The sequence below is a fragment of the Hydrotalea sandarakina genome, assembly GCF_003254115.1.
In the GTDB taxonomy this organism is placed as follows: Bacteria; Bacteroidota; Bacteroidia; order Chitinophagales; family Chitinophagaceae; genus Hydrotalea; species Hydrotalea sandarakina.
In genome coordinates this window covers 1-1,511 of sequence record NZ_QKZV01000028.1, presented here as the reverse complement: position 1 = coordinate 1,511, position 1,511 = coordinate 1, and the positions used below count along the sequence as shown (strand labels likewise).

Annotated in this window: 2 protein-coding genes; both read right to left on the bottom strand. The window is 33.3% G+C overall.

Annotated elements, in window-relative coordinates; genetic code table 11:
- Positions 1–729, bottom strand: a 729-nt coding sequence (locus LX80_RS14335; protein WP_170120479.1) for a hypothetical protein, incomplete at its 3' end; no start/stop codon positions are given.
- Positions 730–817: 88 nt separating this feature from the next.
- Positions 818–1,396, bottom strand: coding sequence for a hypothetical protein (locus LX80_RS14330; protein ID WP_146250565.1), 579 nt, complete (start codon positions 1,394–1,396; stop codon positions 818–820).
- Positions 1,397–1,511: the final 115 nt, after the last annotated feature.

The following is a 1,511-nucleotide window of genomic DNA, read 5'->3' as shown; positions in this document are numbered from 1 at the left end:
GGTGGGTATTCCATTAATGGTAAATGCACCAGTAGTAGCACTACATAAGTTAAATGAATTACTTGTTATGCTTAAAGTAGGTGCAGGTCGGGAAACCTTTATTAAACCTATATCGGAATTATGCCCTTTAATCAGATTAGAACCACAGGGATTTACTGCTCTTATTTGGATATAAGTATTATCTCCATTCGATGAATCACTGGTAACAGATACATTATTTTTACCGGGTAACCAGTTTGTACCTGTAGCAGTTTGTCCATTCAGCTTCCATCCCTTTGGTAAAAGATATTCATAATCGGTAATGGTTCCATAGGCAATAGGAGTAGATAAGGCAGAATTGGAAAATTGTACATTATTAAAATAAATATTAAAATTCTGGCTCTGGCAACGAGGTGCAGTTATGCTAGCAGGATTTGGTTTAACCTGCGAATACAGAGGGGAAGGAATATTGAGTGACTTAATTTTAGTAAATGTGAAATCATATGATTTTCCAGGCCCCAAAGTAACATCATCGTAATATAAAGTAAAAGTTTGTTGCTCATTATAATCTTGAAAACTACCTGTAAAAGTATAAACTGAAGGATTTGATTGATCTTGTGCAAGCGGGGTTACAATTGTGGGTGGAATGATATTTGCCTTGGATGAAAGTCTAACATTCGTAGCTCCTGTAATTGTAATAGTGAAATTGATATTTTGATTTGGGCAATATTCCTGATTAATATCTGGCATGATTGTGTATGTTGCCTGTGCTTTTATCGTTGTTGCTGTAATTATTAAACTGCAAAATAGAAAGATAATTTTTTTCATATAAATATTTTTATTTAGTTAAATGAATTTGTAAACCAATATTTAATTGAATGCCTCTGAACTCATTAAATTGTTTCCCCGCTCCATAGGTTAAATAATAATATCCCATTAAAAATTCTATACCTACTGATGAATTTAAATAAATAACAGGCCCTGCATTAAAAGAATAATTATTCGAACCTACTTTATCCGGTTTATTAAAAGTAATTTCATACTGATAGTTTGCTTCGGTTAAAAAGTTCCATTGCCTGTCCGGCTTAAGTAAATAATATCGTATAAATGGGCCTATCCAAAAGCGTGTATAATTTGCTGTGCCAGAACTATTTTCAATTGGAGTGGCTTTGTACCAGGTAAATTGAGGTTTAATACCGGCAGCTAATTTATCAAAAAGAAAGTAGCCAATACTTGGATTTATTTTAAAATTTGTATTTCGATAAACACTAATTATTGTAGAATTGGGATACGGGGTTCTACTTTCATCAGTACTAAAGCTAAAGGCACCCCCAACCAGCCAGGTGCCTTGTTCTAATTGGGCGTGGGCCAATGAGGAAGAAAGTAATAGCAATAAACAACTAAGGTAAAATTTCATAAAAAATGTTTTAGTTAAACAATAAATGTTGTTGAAATATATTATTAAGTAAAGGCAATCAATTAATAAATAACCACGGGTGGGCTTCTGGGTATGGTAGGGGTATTGGTAACAG